Annotated in this window: 16 protein-coding genes and 3 pseudogenes; 13 read left to right on the forward strand and 6 right to left on the reverse strand. The window is 71.5% G+C overall.

The features are described from left to right. The 3 genes from IH13_RS0103895 to IH13_RS0103905 form a co-directional block, all read left to right on the forward strand. On the forward strand, positions 1–795 hold a 795-nt coding region (locus tag IH13_RS0103895; RefSeq protein ID WP_031081002.1), incomplete at its 5' end, for a DUF2786 domain-containing protein. 109 nt (positions 796–904) lie between these two features. Next, positions 905–2,995, forward strand: a complete 2,091-nt coding sequence (locus tag IH13_RS0103900) for an FUSC family protein (RefSeq protein ID WP_031081003.1) — start codon at positions 905–907, stop codon at positions 2,993–2,995. 418 nt (positions 2,996–3,413) lie between these two features. Beyond that, complete coding sequence (locus IH13_RS0103905) at positions 3,414–3,656, forward strand: DUF397 domain-containing protein (protein ID WP_031081004.1); 243 nt, start codon at positions 3,414–3,416, stop codon at positions 3,654–3,656. A gap of 48 nt (positions 3,657–3,704) precedes the next feature. Here IH13_RS0103905 and IH13_RS0103910 read toward each other — a convergent pair whose 3' ends face one another. Beyond that, a complete protein-coding gene (locus IH13_RS0103910; protein ID WP_037840716.1) occupies positions 3,705–4,283 on the reverse strand; it encodes an ATP-binding protein in 579 nt (192 codons plus the stop codon). A gap of 341 nt (positions 4,284–4,624) precedes the next feature. Here IH13_RS0103910 and IH13_RS0103915 point away from each other — a divergent pair, with 341 nt between their 5' ends. The 3 genes from IH13_RS0103915 (at position 4,625) to IH13_RS0103925 (ending at position 7,851) form a co-directional block, all read left to right on the forward strand. Further along, on the forward strand, positions 4,625–5,506 hold the full coding sequence (locus IH13_RS0103915; RefSeq protein ID WP_063837389.1) for a helix-turn-helix domain-containing protein: 882 nt from the start codon (positions 4,625–4,627) through the stop codon (positions 5,504–5,506). Between the two features lie 54 nt (positions 5,507–5,560). Next, positions 5,561–7,015, forward strand: coding sequence for an aldehyde dehydrogenase family protein (locus tag IH13_RS0103920; RefSeq protein WP_031081007.1), 1,455 nt, complete (start codon positions 5,561–5,563; stop codon positions 7,013–7,015). 194 nt (positions 7,016–7,209) lie between these two features. Then, on the forward strand, positions 7,210–7,851 hold the full coding sequence (locus tag IH13_RS0103925) for a PadR family transcriptional regulator (RefSeq protein WP_031081008.1): 642 nt from the start codon (positions 7,210–7,212) through the stop codon (positions 7,849–7,851). A gap of 36 nt (positions 7,852–7,887) precedes the next feature. Here IH13_RS0103925 and IH13_RS36650 read toward each other — a convergent pair. From IH13_RS36650 to IH13_RS43315, 3 genes and pseudogenes are all read right to left on the reverse strand, one after another. Continuing rightward, positions 7,888–9,278 (reverse strand): annotated as a pseudogene (locus IH13_RS36650) (glutamate decarboxylase). 15 nt (positions 9,279–9,293) lie between these two features. Next, positions 9,294–9,485, reverse strand: a pseudogene (locus IH13_RS0103935) (NAD(P)H dehydrogenase); the annotation flags it as partial. A 125-nt stretch (positions 9,486–9,610) separates the two neighbouring features. Beyond that, entirely contained in the window at positions 9,611–9,760 is a 150-nt protein-coding gene (locus IH13_RS43315; protein ID WP_158791041.1) for a hypothetical protein, read from the reverse strand. A gap of 145 nt (positions 9,761–9,905) precedes the next feature. Between IH13_RS43315 and IH13_RS0103945 the strand changes: the two genes are divergently transcribed. After that, positions 9,906–11,237: a VTT domain-containing protein gene (locus tag IH13_RS0103945; RefSeq protein ID WP_031081010.1), complete on the forward strand. Its 1,332-nt coding sequence runs from the start codon at positions 9,906–9,908 to the stop codon at positions 11,235–11,237. 66 nt (positions 11,238–11,303) lie between these two features. Here the strand turns inward: IH13_RS0103945 and IH13_RS0103950 are convergent, their stop codons facing one another. Beyond that, positions 11,304–13,013 carry a threonine/serine exporter family protein gene (locus IH13_RS0103950; protein ID WP_031081011.1) on the reverse strand — a complete coding sequence of 570 codons (1,710 nt, stop codon included), beginning with the start codon at positions 13,011–13,013 and terminating at the stop codon, positions 11,304–11,306. Positions 13,014–13,208: 195 nt separating this feature from the next. Continuing rightward, on the reverse strand, positions 13,209–13,700 hold the full coding sequence (locus IH13_RS0103955; protein ID WP_031081012.1) for an inorganic diphosphatase: 492 nt from the start codon (positions 13,698–13,700) through the stop codon (positions 13,209–13,211). Between the two features lie 86 nt (positions 13,701–13,786). Here IH13_RS0103955 and dacB point away from each other — a divergent pair, with 86 nt between their 5' ends. From dacB to folE, 6 genes and pseudogenes are all read left to right on the forward strand, one after another. Beyond that, positions 13,787–15,271 (forward strand): D-alanyl-D-alanine carboxypeptidase/D-alanyl-D-alanine endopeptidase, encoded by a 1,485-nt coding sequence (gene dacB / locus IH13_RS0103960; protein WP_031081013.1) that lies wholly within the window; start codon positions 13,787–13,789, stop codon positions 15,269–15,271. Positions 15,272–15,319: 48 nt separating this feature from the next. After that, a complete protein-coding gene (locus IH13_RS0103965) occupies positions 15,320–16,459 on the forward strand; it encodes a zinc-dependent metalloprotease (protein WP_031081014.1) in 1,140 nt (379 codons plus the stop codon). A 189-nt stretch (positions 16,460–16,648) separates the two neighbouring features. Then, a pseudogene (locus IH13_RS36655) lies at positions 16,649–17,696 on the forward strand (tRNA lysidine(34) synthetase). Between the two features lie 98 nt (positions 17,697–17,794). Further along, a complete protein-coding gene (gene hpt, locus IH13_RS0103975; protein WP_031081015.1) occupies positions 17,795–18,334 on the forward strand; it encodes a hypoxanthine phosphoribosyltransferase in 540 nt (179 codons plus the stop codon). Positions 18,335–18,550: 216 nt separating this feature from the next. Further along, entirely contained in the window at positions 18,551–20,608 is a 2,058-nt protein-coding gene (gene ftsH / locus IH13_RS0103980; protein WP_031081016.1) for an ATP-dependent zinc metalloprotease FtsH, read from the forward strand. A gap of 178 nt (positions 20,609–20,786) precedes the next feature. Then, positions 20,787–21,386, forward strand: coding sequence for a GTP cyclohydrolase I FolE (gene folE, locus IH13_RS0103985; protein WP_031081017.1), 600 nt, complete (start codon positions 20,787–20,789; stop codon positions 21,384–21,386). Positions 21,387–21,393 lie beyond the last annotated feature (7 nt).

Consider the following 21,393-nt stretch of genomic DNA (forward strand, 5'->3'; position numbering starts at 1 on the left):
CTGCTGCTCCGGCTCCCGGCGATCGAGCCGGTCGGACCGCCGCCCGGCCGGGCGGCCGACGCCCCGCACCGGCCGCCCGCGCACGGTGAGCCCCGCATGCTCGCCCGGATCCGGGCGCTGCTCGCCAAGGCGGAGGCGACCGGTTTCCCGGAGGAGGCGGAAGCCCTCACCACCAAGGCCCAGGAGCTGATGGCCCGGCACAGCATCGACGAGGCCCTGCTCGCCGCCCGTACGCACGGTGCCGACGGCCCGGGGGCCCGCCGGATCGGCGTCGACGCCCCCTACGAGGACGCGAAGGCCGTCCTGCTGGACGCCGTCGCCTCGGCGAACCGCTGCCGGGCTGTGTGGGACGGCGACCTGGGATTCACCACGGTCGTCGGCTTCGAGGCGGACCTGGAGGCCGTGGAACTGCTCTTCACCTCGCTGCTGGTCCAGGGCACCGCGGCCATGACCGAGGCGGAGGCCGGGCAGCGGGCCGGCGGACGCAAGCGGACCAAGACCTTCCGGCAGTCCTTCCTGATGGCGTACGCCCAGCGCCTCGGCAGCAGGCTCGCGGCGGACACCGCCCGGGTCACCGCCGAGGCCGACACGGGAGCGGCCGGTGACGCCCCGGGTGGGCTGCTGCCCGTGCTGGCGGCCCGGGACGTCGCCGTCACCGAGACCGCCGAGCGGATGTTCCCCAGGACCACCACCTCCCGGGTGCGCGGAGTGAGCGACGCCGAGGGCTGGACGCACGGTACGGCGGCGGCGGACCGGGCCAGGACGGGTGCCCCGGGGCCCGGCATCGACCGCTGACTGCGGCCCGGCGGGACGGTGCCGGCCGTGGCCGGACACCCCTGACACCTCAGGGGCCGGGCTGGGTGGCGTATGCCGGGATCACCGGGATTGCGGTTAGGCTCGGCCCATGAGCTGGCTCCGGGCGCTGAAAGAGACCGCCCGCTCCGGATTCACCATCGAGCGGAAGCGGCTCGAACCGCTCATCGCGGTGCGCGGTGCCGCGGGCCTCGCCCTCGTCGTCGGGGTCAGCCTCGTGTTCTTCGGCCCCGTGATCGCGGCCAGTTCCGCCTTCGGTGCCTTCCAGGCGGCCATCGCCACCTTCCAGCGCAGCTGGCGCCCCCGCCCGGTGCTGGCGCTGGTCTCCGGTGCCAGCCTGGCCGTGTCGACGTTCGTCGGCTACGTCACCGTCTCGCACACCGGTCTCTTCGTCGGGGTGCTGGTCCTGTGGACGTTCGCCGCCGGGATGTCGTGGGCGGCGGGCTCGACGGGGGGCATCATCGCCGCCTCCAACGTCGCGATCATGCTGGTCACGATCACCCTGCCGACGTCGGTCGCGGACGCCGCCGCGCACGCCGCGATGATGGCGGTCGGCGGCCTCGTCCAGGCGGCGCTGATCATCCTGTTCCCGGTCCGCAGATGGGGGGCCCAGCGCGACGCGCTCGCCGACGCGCTGGCCGCCGAGGCCGACTACGCCCGCCGGCTGCGCGACGACCCCGTCGCCCACTTCGACCCGGTGCCGCTGATGACCGCCCGCAGCGCCGCGGCCGTCACCCCCGCACAGGCCCGGCGGCGCCCCGCCGAGCTGCACGGGGCCCGCAAGATCGCCGAGCGTATGCGGCCGGTGCTGGCCTCGCTGGCGGACCCGGCCCTGGGGGTGCCCGCCGAAGGGCTGGAACGGGTCTGGGTGCGCGAGATGCTCGCCGCCGCCGGTTCCGTGCTGGATGCCGCGGCCCGCGCGATCCGGCTCGGTGAACCGGTCCACATCGCCCCGACCGACCTCGGTGTCCTGCGGACCCCGGACAACGAGGTGATCCTCGTCGGCCCGCCCCGGCGCGCCGCCGACCGGCTCAACGTGCTGCTCGCCGACGTCCTGGAGATCGCCGAGGGCGCGGGCACCCGGGAGCCGTCCGGCAGCGACCTGGAGACCCGGCGGCGCCCCACGCTGCTGCGGATGGTCCCCGTCGTGCTGGCGGCGATGCGCCGCGAACTGCGCCGGGGCTCCCCGGTCTTCCGGCACGCCGTCCGGCTGTCGGTGGTCGCGGCGGCCGGTTACCTCATGGGCACGGCACTGCCCCTCGGCCACGGGTACTGGGCGCCGATGACGGCGGTGCTGGTGATGCGCCCGGAGTTCTCCCAGACCTACTCGCGCTCCGTGGCCCGGTTCGGCGGAACCATCGTCGGGGTCGGGGTCGCCACCGGCATCGTGCAGGCCTTCGCGCCGGGCGCCACGCTCGCCGCGGGCCTCGCGGTGGTCTGCGCCCTGCTGATGTACCTGTTGATGCGCACCGGGTACGCGGTCGGCCAGGTCTGCGTCTCCGCCTACGTCGTCTTCCTGCTCGGCATGGCGGGTGACGACTGGTCGCAGACCGTTCCCGAGCGCATCCTGCTGACCCTGGTCGGCGGTCTGCTCGCGATGATCTCGTACGCCCTCTACCCCGCCTGGGAGACCCCGCGGCTGCGCAACCGGCTCGCCGACTGGCTCGTCACGGACAGCGCCTACGCCGCCACGGTCCTCGACCACTACGCCGACCCGGCCGGTGGAAGCGCGGCAGAGGTGCGGAAGGCGCTGCTCACCACGCGCGAGGCGCGTGTGGACTGGCAGGAGGCGCTGGAGACGGCCCAGCACGAGCCCGTACGCCACCGTGGCATCTCCCGGACCGCCGCCGACGACGCGCAGCAGGCGCTCGCCCAGCTCGGCCGGGTCGCGATGCTGATGGAGGCCCATCTGCCGCCCCGGTCGGCCGATCCGGTACCGGGGGCCGCGGAGCTGGCGGAGGCCCTGCGCAGGACCGCCGAGCAGGGTGCCAAGGCCGTACGTGAACGCCGGGTGCCGGACTGGGAGCAGGTCCGGCGGGTGCTGGCCCGCTGGGACCTGCCCGAGGAGGACCCGGAGGCGGCCCCGGCGCCCGGCCCCTTCGTGCGCGACGGTGCGGCCATGCTGGTGGAGGCGCTGGAGGACTTCTCGCGGGGACTCGAGGGATCGGACCGGAATTCCTGAAACCCGCCCGTCGGCGTACGGGGCGGCCTCGCCGTGCGGGGGAGCGCCCATGCCGGCTCGGGGAAGGGAGCCGAATCGGCATTCCGTTCGTCTTTCCTGGAGAGAAATCGCCTGGGCGGGGCAGAAGGAAGGACCGGGGGGCTGTAATCACGCGCGCACCCCGCGTGCACGTGCATCTGCTCATGCATCGGCATATGAACACAGCTATGATCCGAACTGGTGCTCCTCCCGGCAAGCTTCGACCCGTCGCGCCGCCCAGTACGCACGCTCGCCGCGTCGGCCGAAGGCCCTGGTAGCTCCGCTACGAGGACTTTCGTCCGCCGTGTGGTCGCACGCACTGGACGACGCTCCCCATGGGGCGGACGTCGCCGGTCGCGGCACCAGTTGACACTTGCACCTTGTAACTCGGGAGCGTCCTGTGCACCACGTGTACAACGGCATGGCGGCCACAGAGCTTCGCGGAGTGGTCTGGCAGAAGAGCAGACACAGCAACTCCCAGGGGTCCTGCGTGGAGTTCGCGAAACTGCCCGGCGGAGACGTGGCCGTGCGGAACTCACGTCATCCTGACGGACCCGCCCTGGTCTACACGCCGGCGGAGATAGAGGCCCTGCTCCTGGGCGTCAAGGACGGCGAGTTCGACCACCTGGTGACGGGCGGCTGACCCGACCTCGGCCCGTACGCCCCCGGGGAAGGCCCGCCTGTCCCGGGCCTACACGCCGTCGGAGACGGTTCCGGGCCGCGCGGCCGCGCTCCGCGGGCGCGGGAAAGCGTGGGCGGGTGCCACGGTGATCTGGTCCGGGAGGCGGAACAGCGCCCACACCACCTTGCCGCGGGAGGCCCCCGGGGCGTCGCCGGCCGGTGCGGGGGACGGGTGCCATCCCCAGGAGTCGCTGAAGGACTCGACCAGGAACAGTCCGCGGCCCGACTCGGCGCAATCGGCGGCCTCGCCCGCCACCGGGCTCTCCTGGCTGGGATCGCGCACGGCGCACACCAGGCGGGAGGTCCAGCGCATCAGGTGCAGCCGCACCGAGCAGTCCAGGCCCTGGCGCGCGGGGTCGGCCGGGAGGGCGTGCCGCAGGGCGTTGGTGACCAGCTCGGAGACGACCAGGGCGACGTCGTCGAACCGTTCGCCCAGGTCCCAGGAGGTCAGGGTCGTACGCGTGAAGGTCCGCGCCCCGCCCACCGCCTCGTACCTGGGCGGCAGTGTGCACGAGGCGGAGCCCGCGACCGCCGAGGGGTCGATGGGGGGGGGGGGGGGGGGCCCCCCCTGCCGTAACGGCTCGAGCATCGTCGATCCATTCGTCCCCATACGAGGCACTCCCGGGATTCGCGGCTGTAGCGGCACTGCTGGTAGCGGCACTACGGAGGTACAGCGGCACAACACGAACGAGCACGCAGGTGCGCGAGGCCCATGGTTCCCAATGCGCAGAGCAGATGCAAGGGCAGATGCACGTGCACGCGCCGGACTCGCCCGGTAGCGTGGGGGTTCTTGGTCATTTCTTCCGTCGAGCGAATCAGCGGCTTTCCGGAAGCCTTGCCGTCTCCGTAACCGAATGAGTACGGGCTGAAGCGTTTTGGTGGCAGAATCCGGCTCCGGGGTTCGGGGGTGCCCCGGGTGCAAGGGAAGCGATGGGGAGGGCAGTGCCGGTGTCGGCAGGCGAGTCGAGTGGATCTGTGGTGCGACGCATCCTGCTGGGCTCCCAGCTCAGGAGGTTGCGCGAGTCGCGGGGCATCACCCGTGAGGCGGCCGGCTACTCCATCCGCGCCTCCGAGTCGAAGATCAGCCGCATGGAGTTGGGACGGGTGAGCTTCAAGGCCAGGGACGTCGAAGACCTGCTCACGCTGTACGGAGTCGCGGACGAGGCGGAGCGCGAGTCGCTCCTCGGCCTCGCCCGCGAGGCCAACGTGGCGGGCTGGTGGCACAGTTACGGTGATGTGCTGCCCGGCTGGTTCCAGACGTATGTCGGTCTGGAGGGCGCGGCGTCGCTCATCCGGATCTACGAAGTCCAGTTCGTGCACGGGCTGTTGCAGACCGAGGCGTACGCCCAGGCGGTCGTCTCGCGCGGCATGCCCGGCGCCTCCGCGGCCGAGGTCGACCGGCGCGTGGCGCTGCGTCTGGAGCGGCAGAAGGCCCTCGTGTCCGAGCGTGCCCCCCGCTTCCACGCGGTGCTCGACGAGGCGGCCCTGCGCCGTCCGTACGGCGAACGCGAGGTGATGCGGGAGCAGTTGCGGCACCTGATCGACATGTCGGAGCGGCCGAACATCACCTTGCAGGTGATGCCGTTCAGTTTTGGCGGGCACGCGGGCGAGAGCGGAGCATTCACGATGCTTCGGTTCCCGGAATCCGACCTGTCGGACATTGTCTATCTGGAGCAGCTGACAAGCGCGCTCTATCTGGACAAGCCGGAGGAAGTCGCTCAGTACGAAAAGGCGATGGCTCGGCTCCACGAGGACAGCCCGGGCCCCGAGGAGAGCCGGGATCTTCTTCGCGGTCTCCTCCAACTGACCTGATCCGCCAGTACGATGACGTTCCTACAGGAGTCCGCGCCTGCGGTAAGGGAATGCATGTCCTTCCATGAACTGGCCCACCAGTACATCGACGGCGAGTGGCTGACCGGCAGCGGCTCGTGGGACATCATCGATTTCAATCCTTACAACGGCGAGAAGCTCTGTTCCGTCACCGTGGCCACCGTGGACGAGGTGGACCGGGCCTACCGGGCGGCGGAACGCGCTCAGCGGGAATGGGCCGGGGCACATCCCCATGAGCGCCGGCGCATTCTGGAGAACGCCGAGCGCGTGGTCGCGGAACGCTCGGACGACATCGTCGAGATGCTCATCGACGAACTCGGTGGAACCCGGTTCAGATCCGCGTACGAGGTGCGCGCCGTACGCGCGTTCCTGCGGGAGGCGGCGGTCCAGGCCATGGGTCCGGCCGCACGGCTGGTGCCGGCCGCCGCGGACGGCAAGGAGAACCGGCTCTACCGTCTGCCCGTCGGCGTCATAGGTGTCATCGGCGCGTACAACTTCCCCTTCCTGGTGACGGTGAGGAGCGTCGCCCCGGCGCTGGCCCTCGGGAACGCGGCGGTGGTGAAGCCGCACCAGAACGCACCGGTGGCAGGCGGTTCCCTGGTCGCCGACATCTTCCGGGAGGCCGGACTGCCGGCCGGGCTGCTCAACGTGACGGTCACCGACAGCGCAGAGATAGGCGACACCTTCATCGAGCACCCTGTTCCCAAGGTGGTCGTGTTCACCGGATCGGAGCGGGTCGGGCGCCACGTCGCGGCGAAGGCCGCACGGCTCTTCAAGCGGACGGTCCTCGAACTCGGCGGTGACAGCGCCCTGGTCGTCCTGGACGACGCCGACGTCGACCACGCCGTCCGGGCGGCCGTCCACAGCCGCTTCCTCTACCGGGGACAGGTCAGCCTGGCCGCCAACCGCATCCTGGTGGACCGCTCGGTGGAAAGGGAGTTCACCGGACGCCTCACCACGGCGGTGGCCGCCCTCACGACGGGTGACCCGCGCGACCCCGAGGTGAGCATCGGCCCCGTCATCAGCGGATTCCAGGCCGACGCGCTCACGGCCCTCCTCGACGAGGCCCTGGCGCAGGGGGCCACCGCGCTGGTGCGGGGCGACGTCCGGGGCAATCTCGTCTCCCCGGCCGTACTGACCGGCCTGGCCGAGGACTCGCCGCTGCTGAAGCAGGAGGCCTTCGGTCCGGTGGCCCTGCTGGTGCCGTTCGACGGCGAGGACGACGCCGTACGCATCCTCAACGGGAGCCCTTGCGGACTCGGCGGCGCGGTGCACACCGCGGACGCCGAACGCGGGGTCCGGTTCGCACGGCGGACCGCGAGCGGGATGTTCCACGTCAACGAGGTCGCCGGCCAGGACGACTTCCTGGTCGCGCCCGGCGGGGGCGGGACGCCGGGCATCGGGCGGCTGAACGGCGAGGCGGCCGTGGACGCCTTCACCACCTGGCGGTGGATGTCGATCCAGCACGGGCGCACGCCTTTCCCCTTCTGACCTGCGCCGAGGATCGGGGGCCGCTCTGTCGGGTCCGACGGTGGGGCGCGGGCGACGGCCGTGGTCCACCCCGTCGAGGGGCCCGCCCGGCACGTCGGCATCCTCCGTGAGCCGCCGGGCGGCAGGGCCGCGTTCGAGCTGGACGCCGAGGAGGCGGGATACGCTGGTCAAAGTTGAGTACAGGGGGTGGAGGGATGTCCGCGATCCGGCTCCTGGTCCTGGGCGCTGTCCGCCGGCACGGCCGGGCCCACGGCTACCAGGTCCGCAACGACCTGGAGTACTGGGGCGCGCACGAGTGGTCCAACGCCAAGCCGGGTTCGATCTACCACGCCCTCAAGCAGATGGCGAAGCAAGGCCTGCTCCTGGCCCACGGGACCGCTCCGTCCCCGGCGGGCGGGCCGCCCCGCACCGAGTACGAGATCACCGAGCAGGGCACCCAGGAGTACCTCACCCTTCTGCGGTCCGCGCTGACCTCGTACGACCAGGGCATGGACGTGCTCTCGGCCGGCATCGGCTTCATCGTCGACCTGGAACGCGCCGAGGCCGTGGCGCTGCTCAGGGAGCGCCTCGTCGCCATGGAGGGCTGGCGGGCGTCGGTCACGGAGCACTACGTCCCGGCGGACGGCCTCCGGTCGCTCGGCCACATCGGCGAGATCATGCGCTTGTGGGTCCACTCGGCGGACGCGGGCGCCGAATGGACCCGCGGCCTGATCGAGCGCATCGAGGCCGGGGCGTACACCTTCGCCGGCGAGGGCGAACCCTTCGCCGGGGTGCTCGCCGAGGACCAGGAGAACCCTTACGCGACCGGGACCCCCCACCCCGGGGACACCGAATGACCACGTGTGACCGGTGCGGGGGCGCGCCTCCCGGACTCAGTGGTGGAACGCCGTCTGGGTCGCCCGGTCGGGGCCCATGGGGTGCGGCTGCGCCCGCAGTTCCGGCAGGAGCCGTCGGACGTCGTCCATCAGCATCTCCGCGAGGTCCGAGGAGAAGCCGTTGCGGCACACCACCCGCAGCACCGAGAGGTCCTGCCGGTTGGCGGGGAAGGTGTACGCGGGCACCAGCCACCCGTGCTCCCGCAGCCGCCGCGACAGGTCGAAGACGTCGTACGCCTGGACGCCGGGGTCCGTCGTCAGGGCGAACACCGGCAGCTGGTCCCCCCGGCTGATCAGCCGGAAGTCGTCCAGGGCCTCGAACTCCCCGGCGAGCCGCGTCGCCACGTCCCGGGACGCCTGCTGGACGGCGCGGTAGCCGTCGCGGCCCAGGCGCAGGAACGTGTAGTACTGCGCCACCACCTGGGCGCCCGGCCGGGAGAAGTTCAGGGCGAAGGTGGGCATGTCGCCGCCCAGGTAGTTGACCCGGAAGACCAGCTCCTCCGGGAGCTCGGCGGACGAGCGCCAGAGCACCCAGCCGACGCCCGGGTAGACCAGGCCGTACTTGTGCCCCGAGGTGTTGACGGAGACCACCCGGGGGAGCCGGAAGTCCCACACCAGGTCCTCGTCGAGGAAGGGGGCCACCATCGCGCCGGACGCCCCGTCGACGTGGACCGGGATGTCGAGGCCGGTACGCGCCTGGAGGTCGTCCAGTGCCGCACAGAGCTCCGCGACCGGCTCGTAGGAACCGTCGAAGGTCGACCCCAGGATGCCCACCACGCCGATGGTGTTCTCGTCGCAGAGTTCCATGGCGGCCTGCGGGTCCAGATGGAAACGCTCCCCCTCCATCGGGACCTGCCGCGGCTCGACCTCCCAGAACGTGCAGAACTTCTCCCAGCACACCTGCACGTTGACGCCCATCACGAGGTTGGGGCGGGCGTGCGCCGGGTAGCGGTCGGCGTTCCGGGCCGCCCAGCGCCGCTTGAGCGCCAGCCCGGCCAGCATGCAGGCCTCACTGGAGCCCGTGGTCGAACAACCCACCACGGCCTGCGGGTCGGGGGCGTTCCACAGGTCCGCGAGCATCGCCACGCACCGCCGTTCGAGTTCGGCGGTGCGGGGGTACTCGTCCTTGTCGATCATGTTCTTGTCCCGGCACTCGCCCATCAGCACACCGGCCTGGGGCTCCATCCAGGTGGTGACGAAGGTCGCGAGGTTGAGCCGGGAGTTGCCGTCGAGCATCAGCTCGTCGTGGACCCGTCGGGCAGCCGGTGCCGGGGCGGGGCCGCGGTCATCGGGGCGGTGGGATCGGCCTCGCCGAAGAACGGGTTGAGGGCGAGTCTGCGGTGCTCTTCGGACGCGTCGGCGTCGGGTGAACCCCTGTGGAGCGGCATCGGTGAGTGGTCCCCTCAGTTCTCGGTTGCGCGTTGGGTCTTGACGGCCCGGGCGAACTTCACGATCCGCCGGGCCTGCACCCGGGCGGCGGTGAGCGTCTCCTCGCCGACCGGGAGGCCGCCCTGTCCAAAGACGTGTGAGGTGCCGTACGGATTGCCGTCGGCGGACTTCGACGGGTCCGTGTGGCCGGGGGAGACGAGGATGCCGACCCGGCGATCGTGGAGACCGTGCCCGTGCACGAGTGGTGGACGACGGAGACGTTGACGGGCACGGGGCATATCGGGACCTCCGGGGACGGGAGCGGGTTGCCGCGGGGTGGACAGGCGCGAGGTCAGGCCCCGGTGGTCACGGGGGCCGTCACGGGGGCGGGGGTCCCGGTGCCCGCACCGGCCGCCCCGCCCGCGCCGCACCGTGTCGGCGTGGTGACGGCCAGGCCGTCCGCATCGGCCGTCCGCCCGCCGCGGTGGTCCTCGATACCCATGGGTGACACCTCCCGGGGCAAGCTTTGCCCCGGTTCGTGCCTGGCGCATCCTTGCTTACGCCACTGGAACCCTGAGATGTCGTGCGGCGTTGATAGCTTGGAGCGGCGACGTCGCCGCCATCGATCGATCCTGGAGCCCGGACCCTTGAATACGCTTGCGCTCGGCCCGAGCTGGCTGGACCCGGACTATCTGCTGAACACGTTCGGGCTGCCCGGCCTGCTGCTCATCGTCTTCGCCGAGTCCGGTCTGCTGATCGGTTTCTTCCTGCCGGGCGACTCCCTGCTGTTCACCACGGGCCTGCTGGTGACCACGGGCGACCTGAAGTACCCGCTCTGGCTGGTGTGCACCCTCGTGGCGCTGGCCGCGATCGTCGGTGACCAGGTCGGCTACCTCTTCGGGCGCAAGGTCGGCCCGTCGCTCTTCAAGCGCCCGGACTCCCGCCTCTTCAAGCAGGAGAACGTCGAGAAGGCCCACGAGTTCTTCGAGAAGTACGGCCCGAAGTCCCTGGTGCTGGCACGCTTCGTGCCCATCGTCCGGACCTTCACCCCGATCATCGCGGGCGTGAGCCGGATGAACTACCGCTCGTTCATCACGTTCAACATCATCGGCGGTGTGCTCTGGGGCGTCGGGGTCACCCTGCTCGGCTCCGCCCTGGGCAAGATCGACTTCGTGCACGAGCACATCGAGCTGATCCTCATCCTGATCGTGCTCGTCTCCGTCGTGCCGATCGTGATCGAGTTCCTGCGGGCCCGGAGCCGGTCGAAGAAGGAAGCCTCCGTCGCGGCGAGCGCCCAGGAGGACGAGGGCCCCTCCGGGGAGGACCCCTTCGAGGGTGTCCAGGGCCTCAGCACCGGCGACGGCTCCGAGGCGGGCCGGTACGGCCAGGCCCCGTACGGCACCGGCCAGGCGGACCCGTACGACGCGGGCCGGGCCGGCCCGTACGGCACGGGCCAGGCCACCCCGTACAACGGCGCCCAGGGCGGGCCGTACGCCACGGGGCAGCCCGCTCCGTACGGCAGCGACCCGTACGGCGACGGCCGGCAGGACCCGTACGGCGACCACCGGCCCGGCGCGTACGGGGACGCACAGTACGGCGCCGGCCCGTACACGGACGGCGGGCAGGCTCCGTACGGCAACGCCCCGCAGGGCGCGTACGGGCAGCCCCAGCAGGGGCCGTACGGCGAGGCACCGCAGGCTCCGTACGGCAACGCCCCGCAGGGCGCGTACGGGCAGCAGCCCCCGCAGGGCCCGTACGGGAACGGCCGGTACGGCGAGGCACCGCAGGCTCCGTACGGCAACGGGCAGGGGCAGTACGGAAACGGCGCGCAGGCGGCCCCCTACGGCGGCCCCGCCCCCTACGGCAACGGGCAGGCCGCGCCGTACGACGGCGGATACGGCGCCGCGGGCCACGACGGCCGGCCGGAGGACGACCCGGAGGGCGACCCCGGGCAGTACGGGTGGCAGACCAGGCGCTGAGCACCCGCGGGACGCGCGTACGGCGCCCCGGACCCCCGCAGGGAGGGTCCGGGGCGCCGTCGCACGTCAGAAGCCGCGTGTCCGCTTGGCGGCGCGGCGGGACGGGCCGCCCTCGACCCCGCCCGGCACCCGCATGAACAGACGGGAGATCTCGCTCCCCAGGTTCACACCGATGGCGATCGCCAGCGCGGTCGCCACCGCGGTGGAGAGCGAGGAGAGCCCGGCGTCCGGTTCGTTCTGCGCGAACCCCAGCAGGCCGAAGTAGGTCGCCGAACCCGGCAGCAGCGGCCCGATCGCCGCCGTGATGTACGGCAGCGACGAGGTGTACCGGTACCGCGAGAACAACTGCCCGAACAGGCCCACCAGGCCGGCCGCCACCGCCGTCGCCGCGACCGGCGAGATGCCTCCGGCGCGCGCCATCGCCCCGAAGATCACCCAGGCGACACCCCCGTTGAGGGTCACCGCCAGCACGGTGGAGCGCTCCTGCTGGAGCAGGAGCGCGAAGGCGAGGGTCAGCGCCATCGAGGCGAGGATCTGCACCACCGGCCGGTCGTTCGGCACGAACCGGGCCTCCGGGTTCAGCTGGGCCCCGAGCTGGACGCCCAGGTAGAGCATCAGCAGCACCCCGGCGACGATGCCGATGAAGAAGTACATGACCTCCAGCAGCCGGGCGCCCGCCGTGATGTAGTAGCCGGTCAGGCCGTCCTGGACCCCGGCCACCAGCGCCCGCCCGGGCAGCAGGGCGAACAGCCCACCGGTGATCACCGCGGAGGGGCGGATGTCGGTCGAATGGGTCAGTGTCAGCAGGATGCCCATGGCCGCGGGCGGCATCGCGGCGGCCACGAACTGGTAGAACTCCGGCATCCCGCGCCCGGCGAAGAGCCAGGCCAGCCGGTCACCGAGCATGGCACCGGTCGCCGCCACGAAGAAGACCAGCACACCACCGCCGACCAGGACCGACGCCGAGCCGGCGAGCAGCCCGGCGGCGGCCGTCAGCACCCAGCCCGGATAGGGGTGCCGGTTGCGTCGGATCTCGGCGAGACGCCGGTACGCCTCCTCCAGCGAGACCTCGACGTGCTCCGCGGTCGTGATGTCGTCGATCAGCTGGAACACCGCCGCCAGCCGCGTGTAGTCGGTGCCCCGGCGGCGGACGGTCCGGCTTGCGGTGACGGGGTCCTCCACCAGCGACGGCTGGTGCGAGATGGACAGCAGGGTGAAGGTGACCGTCGGCTCGCACCGGTCGAGTCCGTACGAGCGCGAGACCGCGAACATGGCGGCCTCGACGTCCTCGGCGCCCTCACCGCCCGCCAGCAGCAGCTCCCCGATACGCAGCGTCAGGTCGAGCACGCGCGGGACCGCGGGCCCCGAGTCGTCGGTCCGCTGCACGCTCTCGGGCGCCGGACGCTCGAAGACGGGCATGCGGAGCATCGTGCGCATCCGGTCCTGCCAAGGCGCCTCCTTGGTCAGCCGGACCATCGGGACCCCGTGGGCCGGGGTGAAGGCCGGCGGCGGGTGCCCCTGGACCCCGCTCGGCGTGGTGAACGCGTTGGTCAGCTGCTCGGCGCCCGTACCGCCGCCGGCACCGGAAGCGGAACCCTGGCCGGGGGAGGCGGAGGGGTCGGTCTGCAGTCCGGCCGGGACGGCGAACTCGGAGGTCGGGTGGTCGTCCTCCGGCGGCCCGGGCGGCTGCTCCATCCCTGCAGGCGGGACGAAAGCGCTGCGCGCCTCGTCGGACTGGGGCTTCTGGTCCTCCGGACCGCCCTGCTCCGCCACCACTCGTCCTCGTTCCCCTCGACCGTGTTCCGGAACGCTTGTGCCCAGTATGTGCATGGACAAGGGCCACCACGCGCAACGGGCGGCGCACCCGGTGAAAGGTGCGCCGCCCGTCGTCCGTACGGTCGGCCGGGCCGTCAGGCCCGGTGCCCCGCGTTCCGCCCCGTCCCGCTCACGGGCGGAAGCGGAAGGAGTACGTCAGTGCTTGCCCTGCGTCTCGAGACGCTTGTAGGAGGCCTCGATCTCGGCCTCGGCCTCGGCGCGGCCGACCCAGTCGGCGCCCTCGACGGACTTGCCGGGCTCCAGGTCCTTGTAGACCTCGAAGAAGTGCTTGATCTCCATGCGGTCGAACTCCGACACGTGCTGGATGTCCTGCAGGTGGTCGACCCGGGGGTCGGACGCCGGGACGCACAGCAGCTTGTCGTCGCCGCCGGCCTCGTCGGTCATCCGGAACATGCCGATGGCACGGCACTTGATGACGCATCCGGGGAAGGTCGGCTCGTCCAGGATGACCAGCGCGTCCAGCGGGTCGCCGTCCTCGCCGAGGGTGTTCTCGACGAAGCCGTAGTCGGCCGGGTAGCTGGTCGAGGTGAAGAGTCGACGGTCCAGGCGGATCCGACCGGTCTCGTGGTCCACCTCGTACTTGTTCCGCGAACCCTTCGGGATCTCGATGGTGACGTCGAACTCCACGGGTGGCTCCTCCATGATCAACACATACGACTGGTGGTTAAGTGTCCCTCACGCAGACGAGTGCTCGCGAAAGGGGCTGGTCAACGGTGGCCGAGCCGGTGGAGGGACCGACGGACGAACCGTTGAACAGGTGGAACGGGTGGAAAGAACGGCTGGCTCCGGTGCCCGGGGACAGGTCGAACGACCGCCGGTTCGCCGCAGGCGCCGCGGTGCTGGGCCTGGTCGTCGCCGCCGGTGCCGTCCTGGCCGCCGGCCCCTGGGACTCCGGTCAGCGTAAGGCCGAGCACGACCGGGTGGCCGCGGTGGAGCACGCGGGTGGCGTACATCACCCCGGGAACCCGCCCGGCGCTCCCCGGCCCGCACCCAGCGCCGCCGCCGTGCTCTCGGCTCTGGGCGAGCCGTCGGGCCGGACCGACCCGGTCGCCGCGGAGGCCCTGGACGCGGCGCTCACCCCGCTGCTGAAGGCCCCGGGGCTCGGCACCGTGAGCGCCGCCTCGGTCGTCGACGCCGCCACCGGCGAGCAGGTGTACGCGCACGGGGCCACGACCCCCATGACCCCCGCCTCCACCGTGAAGATCGCCACCGCCGTCGCCGCGCTCTCCGCCCTGGGCCCCGACCACCGCATCCCGACCACCGTCCGGGTGTCCGAGGACTCCGGGACGGTGACCCTGGTCGGCGGCGGCGACCCCACGCTCGACAAGGCCGCCCTGCGCTCCCTGGCCGCCGACACGGCGCGGGCCCTGCGCGACGGCGGCGCGGGGAAGGTCCGGCTGACGTACGACACCTCGCGGTACTCCGGGCCCGCCCTGCATCCCATCGGCCCCAACGAGAACATCGCGCCGGTCAGCGCGCTCATGGTCGAGGAGGGCCGCCTCGACGGCAGCGACCACGGCCCCGCCCCCCGGACGGCCGATCCCGCCCGGGAAGCCGCCCGCACGTTCGCGGGTCTGCTCCGGGACGCGGGCGCCCCCACCCGTGCCGAGCCCGCGCCGGGCCGGGCCGGGAGCGGCGCCAGGACGGTCGCCACGCACCTCTCGAAGCCGCTCTCCGCCCTCGTCGAACGGGCCCTGACCAACAGCGACAACGACATCGCGGAGGCCCTCGTACGGCAGACCGCGCTGAAGGCCGGCGAGCCCGCCTCGTTCGCCGGCGGGCGGCGGGCCGTGACGAGCCGTCTGAAGGAACTTGGCGTGCCGGTGGCAGGAGCCGAACTCGCCGACGGCAGCGGTCTGAACCGTCAGGACAAGGTGACCGCGGGGCTGCTCACCTCCCTGCTGACGCTCGCCGCGGACCCGGACCGCCCCGAACTGCGCCCCGTCCTCACCGGCCTGCCGGTCGCCGGCTTCAGCGGCACACTCGGCGACCGCTACCCGGCGACGTCCCGGGCCACCGGTCTCGTACGCGCCAAGACGGGCACCCTCACCGGGGTGAACGCCCTGGCCGGTACGGCGGTCGACCCCCGGGGAAGGCTGCTCGCCTTCGCGTTCCTGACCTCGGGCACCACATCCCCCGGGGAGGCGGAGAGCTCCCTGGACGCCTTGGCCACCGCGCTCACCCGGGGCGGCCGGTAGGCGGCCGACACCCCTCCGCCGGGCGACCGCCTCACGTACCGTTGACGCATGACGCGCATCGGTGGTGCCGAGATGGTCGACTGGAATCTGGCGGTTGCGACCGCCACCCGGTTCGTACGGCCGGGTCCCGAGATCAGCCGTGAGGAGGCCCGTGCCGTCGTCGCGGAACTCCGCCGGCATGCGAAGGCCTCGGAGGAGCACGTCCGTTCGTATACCCGAATGATCCCGGAGGGGCACGAGCCCGAGGACACCCCGGTCCTGGTCGTCGACCGGGCGGGCTGGATCAGGGCCAACGTCGAGGGGTTCCGCGCCCTGCTGGGGCCCCTCCTGGGGAAGATGCGGGACCGCCGCGGCAACGGCCCCGGCGGGGCGGTGCTGGGCGCCGTCGGCGGCAAGGTGACCGGCGTCGAACTGGGCATGCTCCTGTCGTTCCTGTCCTCCCGGGTCCTCGGCCAGTACGAGACCTTCGCATCCGCCGGCCGGGACCTCGCCGCCTCCGCCGGCGGCGGCAAGCTGCTGCTGGTCGCCCCCAACATCGTCCACGTCGAGCGCGAACTGGACGTGGACCCGCACGACTTCAGGCTCTGGGTGGCGCTGCACGAGGAGACCCACCGCACCCAGTTCACCGGGGTGCCCTGGCTCCGCGACCACCTGCAGGGCGAGATCCAGTCGTTCCTCGACGAGACCGACGTCGATCCGATGACCCTCCTGGAACGCCTCCGTGAGGCCGCCCAGACCTTCGCGGGCGGCAGCCGGCCCGAGGGCGAGCGCGGGGAGGACGGCGAGGGCGGGCGCAGCATCGTCGAACTCGTCCAGACGCCTGCCCAGCGCGAGGTCCTGGGCCGGCTCACCGCCGTGATGTCGCTGCTGGAGGGGCACGCGGACTTCGTGATGGACGGGGTGGGACCCGAGGTGGTGGGATCCGTCGCCGAGATCAGGGAGAAGTTCCAGCAGCGCAGGGCCCGCGGCGCGAGCCGGCTGGACCTGGCCCTGCGCAAGCTCCTGGGCCTCGACGCCAAGCTCCGGCAGTACCGCGACGGGGAGAAGTTCGTGCGGGCCGTCGTCGAGGAGGTCGGGATGGACGGCTTCAACCGGGTGTGGACCTCGCCCAACACCCTGCCCACGAAGGCCGAGATCGCCGCCCCCGCGGACTGGGTGGCGCGGGTGCACCGCACGACGGATCAGTGACCAAGCCCCGCCCGGTGGCAGAAGATTGTTCCTCCAATCACCCATCCGAGGGACCATAGGGGCATGGGAAGGCGTGCAATGCTCGGTGGACAGCTTGGCTCTGTCACCATCGACGCACTCTGAGTGACGGGACGCTCCCGTGCCCGCACTCCGAGGCGCCCCCCGAAACTCCACCGAAGGGCACCGGACATGGGTCCCCATCCTGCGGTCGCGGCGATACGCCTGGCGGTCCGCCGCGTACTCCACGACGTCGTCTCCGAACACCAGCGCCGCACCGGACAGGCGGGCCGCGCCGAGCTCGCCGAGGCCGGGGCCTGCCCGGCCGGGCGGAGCGGTGCGCTCCTCGAACGCCCCGATACCCCGCTGGTGCTCGTCGCATGCTCCGGCGGCGCCGATTCGATGGCGCTCGCCTCCGCCCTGGCCTTCGAGGCGCGCAAGCTGCCCGTCCGGGCCGGCGGCATCACCGTCGACCACAACCTCCAGCCCGGCTCCGGCCTACGTGCCGCCGAGGTCGTCGCCCGGCTCACCGAGATGAGCCTCGACCCGGTCGAGGCCGTCGCCGTCCACGTCGGCCGTGACGGCGGGCCCGCTGGACGCCGCCGCCGAACGCCACGGGGCCGCCGCCGTCCTGCTCGGCCACACGCGCGACGACCAGGCCGAGACCGTGCTGCTCGGTCTCGCCCGGGGCTCCGGGATCCGCTCGCTGTCCGGGATGGCCGCCGCCTCCGGCCCCGCCGGCCGCTACCGCCGCCCCTTCCTCCAGCTGGACCGGCAGACCGCGCGCAAGGCCTGCATGGTCCAGTCGCTGTCCGTCTGGGACGACCCCCACAACATCGACCCGGCCTACACCCGCTCCCGGCTGCGCCACGAGGGCCTGCCCGCCCTGGAGAAGGCGCTGGGCAAAGGCGTCGTGGAAGCCCTGGCACGCACGGCGCAGCTCTCCCGCGACGACGCGGACGCACTGGACACCTGGGCGACCGAGGCCGCGCGCTCGGTACGCGACGACGACGGACGGCTGGAGTGCGCGGGACTCGCCGTCCTGCCGCCCGCCGTACGCCGCCGGGTGGTGCGCCGGGCCGTGATCGACGCCGGGTCCCCCGCCGGTTCGCTCTTCGCCCGGCACATCGAGGAAGTCGACCGCCTCATCACCGACTGGCGCGGCCAGGGTGCCATCAACCTGCCCGGCCGCGTCGAGGTGCGGCGGCAGGGTGGCAGACTGGTCATCCGGCAGAGCTGAGGCGCAAGCGGCCAAGGCGCAGGCGAGACGGCCGGTCCGGTCCGGGTGCTCCCCGGGCCCGGCAGGTACAGAAAGAGACGCGGGTGAACGAGAAGGACATGGGCACCGACCTTCAGTCGGTGCTCCTCACCAAGGAAGAGATCGACGCGAAGCTCGTCGAACTGGCCGCCGAGATCGACACGGAGTACGCGGGCAAGGACCTGCTCATCGTCGGCGTGCTCAAGGGCGCGGTGATGGTCATGGCGGACCTGGCGCGCGCCCTGTCCACCCCCGTCACCATGGACTGGATGGCCGTCTCCTCGTACGGGGCGGGCACCCAGTCGTCCGGCGTCGTCCGGATCCTCAAGGACCTCGACACCGACATCAAGGGCAAGCACGTCCTCATCGTCGAGGACATCATCGACTCCGGTCTGACGCTGTCCTGGCTGCTGACCAACCTGGGCTCGCGCGAACCGGCGAGCCTGGAGGTCTGCACCCTGCTCCGCAAGCCGGACGCGGCGAAGGTCGCGATCGACGTGAAGTGGGTCGGCTTCGACATCCCCAACGAGTTCGTCGTCGGCTACGGCCTCGACTACGGGGAGAAGTACCGCAACCTCCCCTTCGTCGGCACGCTGGCCCCGCACGTCTACGGCGGCTGACCTCCGCGCCGGCCCGGCCCGGGGCGCCCGGGCACAACCGCCCGGGCGCCGGGAACCCTCGCGGGCCCCCCGCCGTTGGAGCCTTCGAAGGCGGGTTTGTCAGATGTCCCCTGCGGTCACGGGTGGCCATGCTGGGGTACCGTCCGAAGAGCAAACTTTTCTCACAGCAGCATTTACCTACGGGCAGGAGGGACGGGGCGACTTCGCTCCGTATGGATGGACGTGAAGCGATACTTCCGTGGGCCGGTCATGTGGATCGTGCTGGCCGTCCTCGCCGTGGTCGTGTTGATGCAGGTCGTCGGCTCGTCGGGCGGCTACAAGACGGTGGACACCGGCCAGGTGATCCAGGCGATCAGCAAGAACCAGGTGGCGCAGGCCAAGCTGACCACCGGTGACGAACAGATCATCAAGATCGAGCTGAAGAACAAGGAAAAGCTCAAGGGCGAGGACGGAAGCAAGTTCCAGGCGAGCTACATCGGCAACCAGGGTGTCGAGCTCGCCGACACGCTGCAGCAGAAGTTCGAGAGCGGTGACATCGAGAAGGGTTACACCGTCTCGCCGTCGAAGCAGTCGCCGTTCGTCTCGATCCTGCTGACCCTGCTGCCCTTCGTCCTGATCGTGGTCGTCTTCCTGTTCCTGATGAATCAGATGCAGGGCGGCGGCTCCAAGGTCATGCAGTTCGGCAAGTCCAAGGCCAAGCTGATCACCAAGGACACCCCGAAGACGACCTTCGCCGACGTGGCGGGATCGGACGAGGCGGTCGAGGAGCTCCACGAGATCAAGGAGTTCCTCCAGGAGCCGGCGAAGTTCCAGGCCGTGGGAGCCAAGATCCCCAAGGGCGTTCTGCTCTACGGCCCGCCCGGCACGGGTAAGACGCTGCTCGCCCGCGCCGTCGCGGGTGAGGCCGGGGTGCCGTTCTACTCGATCTCCGGTTCCGACTTCGTCGAGATGTTCGTCGGTGTGGGTGCCTCCCGCGTCCGCGACCTCTTCGAGCAGGCCAAGGCGAACGCCCCCGCGATCGTCTTCGTCGACGAGATCGACGCCGTCGGCCGGCACCGCGGTGCCGGTATGGGCGGCGGTCACGACGAGCGGGAGCAGACGCTCAACCAGCTGCTCGTCGAGATGGACGGCTTCGACGTGAAGGGCGGCGTCATCCTGATCGCCGCCACCAACCGGCCGGACATCCTGGACCCGGCGCTGCTGCGTCCCGGTCGTTTCGACCGGCAGATCGCCGTGGACCGCCCGGACATGCTGGGCCGCCTCGAAATCCTCAAGGTGCACCAGAAGGGCAAGCCGGTCGCGCCCGACGTCGACCTCAACGCGGTCGCCCGCCGTACGCCCGGCTTCACCGGTGCCGACCTGTCGAACGTGCTGAACGAGGCGGCGCTCCTGACGGCGCGCAGCAACCAGAAGCTCATCGACAACCACATGCTCGACGAGGCGATCGACCGCGTCGTGGCCGGCCCGCAGAAGCGGACCCGGATCATGTCCGAGAAGGAGAAGAAGATCACCGCGTACCACGAGGGCGGACACGCCCTGGTCGCGGCGGCTTCCCCCCAGTCGGACCCGGTCCACAAGATCACGATCCTCTCCCGCGGACGCGCCCTCGGTTACACGATGGTGCTCCCGGAGGAGGACAAGTACTCCACGACGCGCAACGAGATGCTCGACCAGCTGGCGTACATGCTGGGTGGGCGCGCGGCCGAGGAGCTGGTCTTCCACGACCCGACGACCGGTGCCGCCAACGACATCGAGAAGGCCACCGCCACGGCCCGCGCGATGGTCACCCAGTACGGCATGACCGAGCGCCTCGGCGCGATCAAGTTCGGCGGCGACAACACCGAGCCCTTCGTGGGCCGGGAGATGGGTCACCAGCGCGACTACTCGGAAGAGGTCGCGGCGCTCGTCGACGAAGAGGTCAAGAAGCTCATCGAGACCGCCCACAACGACGCGTGGGAGATCCTCGTCGAGAACCGCGACATCCTCGACGCGCTGGTCCTCGAACTGCTGGAGAAGGAGACGCTGGGCAAGGAGGAGATCGCCGAGATCTTCGCCCCGATCGTGAAGCGTCCGGCCCGTCCGGCGTGGACCGGTTCGTCCCGGCGTACCCCCTCGACGCGTCCTCCGGTTCTCTCCCCGAAGGAGCTGGCCCTGACCAACGGCGCCTCCACCGCCAACGGGTCGGCAGGTACGGAGATCGCTCCGAAGGACATCCTGTCCAAGGAGCCCGGCTCGTCCGCGGAGCCGGGCCGCGAGGACCGTCCCGAGAGCTGATCACCGGATCGGTGTGGCCCCTTTCACGGGGCCCCGCCGAGCCCGGAATGGATGCCGCGCCCCCCAGGTTCTAGCCTGTGGGGGCGCGGCATTTCGGTATGCCTGCGCGCGATGCCTGCCGGTTTCCGTGATGTCCGGTGGGCCCGCGCATGCGACAGCACAGAGGAACGAGGCAGAGATGACCGACCCCGTGACGCTCGACGGGCAGGGTTCGATCGGCGTTTTCGACGAGAAGCGGGCCGAGGCCGCCGTGCGGGAACTCCTCATCGCGGTCGGGGAGGACCCGGACCGCGAAGGGCTGCGGGAGACGCCGGGGCGGGTGGCGCGGGCGTACAAGGAGATATTCGCGGGGCTCCACCAGGAGCCCGAGGACGTCCTGACGACGACCTTCGACCTCGGTCACGACGAGATGGTTCTGGTCAAGGACATCGAGGTGTTCAGCACCTGCGAGCACCACCTGGTGCCGTTCCGCGGGGTCGCGCACGTCGGGTACATCCCGGCCACCAGTGGCAAGATCACCGGTCTCTCCAAGCTGGCCCGTCTGGTCGACGTCTACGCCCGGAGGCCGCAGGTCCAGGAGCGGCTGACGACGCAGGTCGCCGATTCCCTGATGTCGATCCTGGAGCCGCGCGGGGTCATCGTGGTCGTCGAGTGCGAGCACATGTGCATGTCGATGCGGGGGATCCGCAAGCCGGGAGCCAAGACGATCACCTCGGCCGTCCGCGGCCAGCTGCGCGCCCCGGCCACCCGCGCGGAGGCGATGAGCAGATGTGTATAAGAGACAG

Source organism: Streptomyces sp. NRRL WC-3549, from assembly GCF_000721935.1.
Taxonomy (GTDB): Bacteria; Actinomycetota; Actinomycetes; order Streptomycetales; family Streptomycetaceae; genus Streptomyces.